The 2,574-nt window shown below is 27.0% G+C and carries 1 protein-coding gene and 1 pseudogene; one reads left to right on the forward strand and one right to left on the reverse strand.

The window, feature by feature from the left end; genetic code table 11:
• Positions 1 to 428, reverse strand: a pseudogene (locus BN1173_RS04700) (ABC transporter permease); the annotation flags it as partial.
• Between the two features lie 638 nt (positions 429 to 1,066).
• Here BN1173_RS04700 and BN1173_RS03845 point away from each other — a divergent pair.
• On the forward strand, positions 1,067 to 2,574 hold a 1,508-nt coding region (locus BN1173_RS03845), incomplete at its 3' end, for a hypothetical protein (RefSeq protein ID WP_040236742.1).

The following is a 2,574-nucleotide window of genomic DNA, read 5'->3' on the forward strand; positions in this document are numbered from 1 at the left end:
ATGATCTGGTTGTAAAAAAAGGTCCATATAATAATAAAAAAAATGGCTATTAAGTAAGATAATATTAAACCTGGAATTGATATTGTTAATGTGTTTTTTATTTTACTAAAAATGACACTTATTGGTGATTTGCCTTTTATAAGAGGGGTGTTATAGGTAGTGTTCCAGATTATTCCTTGATATTGAGTTTTGTAGACTATGTATAGAGATCCTGAGATGTGTTTGGCAAAATAATCTTTACTTAATGGAGTATTTGGATCAAAATCATATATTAACTTGTAGCTTTCAATGCTTTTAATTAATCCAATATATTCCAAATAGTCTTTAAATATATTTGTTTTTATGAATGGAATATTTGGACGATTATTTGAAAATGCATTTAATATTGATATACAAAAAAATGTTGATATAATGACATTAATCGCCATATATAGTACATTTTTTATGATAAATATAGCTGTAGTTACCTCCCTTGGTGAAGAATTTTTATTTTTTCAAAATAACTGAGTAAAAAATAAAATATCAGTGAAAGTACTATTGATATTAAGTAAAAATTTTTGTCTATGTTTGTATTGTTTGATGTTTGTTTTATGTTTAATATATTGCCTTGATAATAATTTTCATCTTCATCAGAATTTTTTATGATAATTGAATTTTGAGGATAGTAACCTAGTTGCTTGCTTCTCTTAAGATAAATGATTACAAATGTTTTTTAAATGCTTCATATATTTTGTTTTTATATCCTGGAACCTTAGTTCATAAAACTCGCAAGTACTACCTGCTTCATCATAATGAGATTATTGTTTAATTTTTTATAGTTAATAATTCCTGTTTCTCCAAAAATTGGTGCTATTATGAAATAACTTATTACACCTACGTAAACGGAAAACATAATGCTCTTGTATGCAGGAACATATTATATTGTAATTATATCTTTAATATATTATATTTACAAGTATATAATTACAACATAATATGTTCTATAGCATGTTATATTGCAATTGTATACTTGTAAAGTATGAGTATGTTGTCTTTGTTTAACTAAATTTGGAGAAAAGTTTTTAATATGATAAGTCATAAGAATTCTTTCTTTATTAAAGAAGGCCCTAAAAAAGTTGATTTTGATATGGATAGTGTGTTTTTACAGCACTCAGTTAATGCACAAGTTGTTTCTATACGTTCTGATGATATTAAAGTTCTATTGGACGAAAAGTTATTAAAACTTGATTCTTCTTTAAAGCAAAGGCATGGTGAGTTGGTTGATTATTTAAAAAAGGTTGAGGGACGTATTTCTAGAGTTGAAAATACAATACTTGATCGTAGTTTGGATTTTCTTGAAAATTCTGATAACTCTAGCTTAAAATCAATGGGTTTTATTAAATCTCATGATGACATTATTGTTAGAGATAATGAATTTAGTGAAGTGCTAAAACGAGAGAATAATTTGCCAAATGTTTCGCTTGCTCAGGAAGAATTAGATGCTTTACTTGAAGGGCTTAATGAAATTTCGAGTGATAATAAGAAGAATTTTGATAATGGTAATAATGGTAATGCTGTAGAAGATGATTCTGAACCCAAAGAAATTTTGATGGATGATCGTAAAAGTTTAGATATCGATAATAATTTATCTTTATACAATAATGATATATATGGTGTTCAAGATAAATTGTCAGAAACAGAAAAAGATGAATCCTTAAAATCTAATTTGGCAATGTCTGAGAATATTGATTTATTAAAAGAATCTTCTTCTTTAAAGATGGATAATATTGTTCATGAGGATGGTAGTGATCAGGCTTCTGCTGCAAGTTTGGATGAATATAATAAGGTTTTGACTAGTTCTTTGATTGATGAGAGTCCTGCTAATGTTGAGTTGAAGAGCGAGGATGATTATATTGATAATTCCAGTGTAAATGAAGTTGCTTCAGATATGAAAAATATAGAGAGTGATATTGCATCTTTTGAGCAGAATAATTTGGGTAAATATGAACAGCATTCTTTAAATCCCAATTTAAATGAAGCTATGTCTTTAGATCAAAATTTGCAAGATGCAAATGATGTGGAAGTTCAGGAAGGTAATAAAGAATTAGATGGTTTAGTTGATATTGCTGATCATAAGGTTAATAGCTTGGACATGATTAATGATGGCAAGCTACAAAAAAGTGATCATGATTCTACTTTAACAGTAGAGCATAAAAATAGTAATGTTGTTTCTTCTAATTTGAAAAAATTTGATAATTTTGAAGATGTGTTAAAAGCGGATTTAAATTATGTGGATTTACAAAATTGTATTAAAGATTTTGAAGAGAAAAATCTTTACGATGATGCAGGTGATTTAGAAGAAAAAGTGGGACAGGGTGAAAAATTAAATGCATCTTTTGTAAAAGAACAAGAGACTATCGGAGACGGTTATAATTCTTGTAATTTTAGTTTTACTGATGTTGAAGCTATAATAAATAAGTTTAATGATAATGATTATTTAAGTCAGATTAATTTAAGTGATGAAGAACGTGCGTTGTTAGTTAAGTTTATTGATAATTTAGAAAATGAACTTTCTTTTAATCCTAAGGGTAATAA

Source organism: Borrelia crocidurae (assembly GCF_000825665.2).
Classification (GTDB): domain Bacteria; phylum Spirochaetota; class Spirochaetia; order Borreliales; family Borreliaceae; genus Borrelia; species Borrelia duttonii.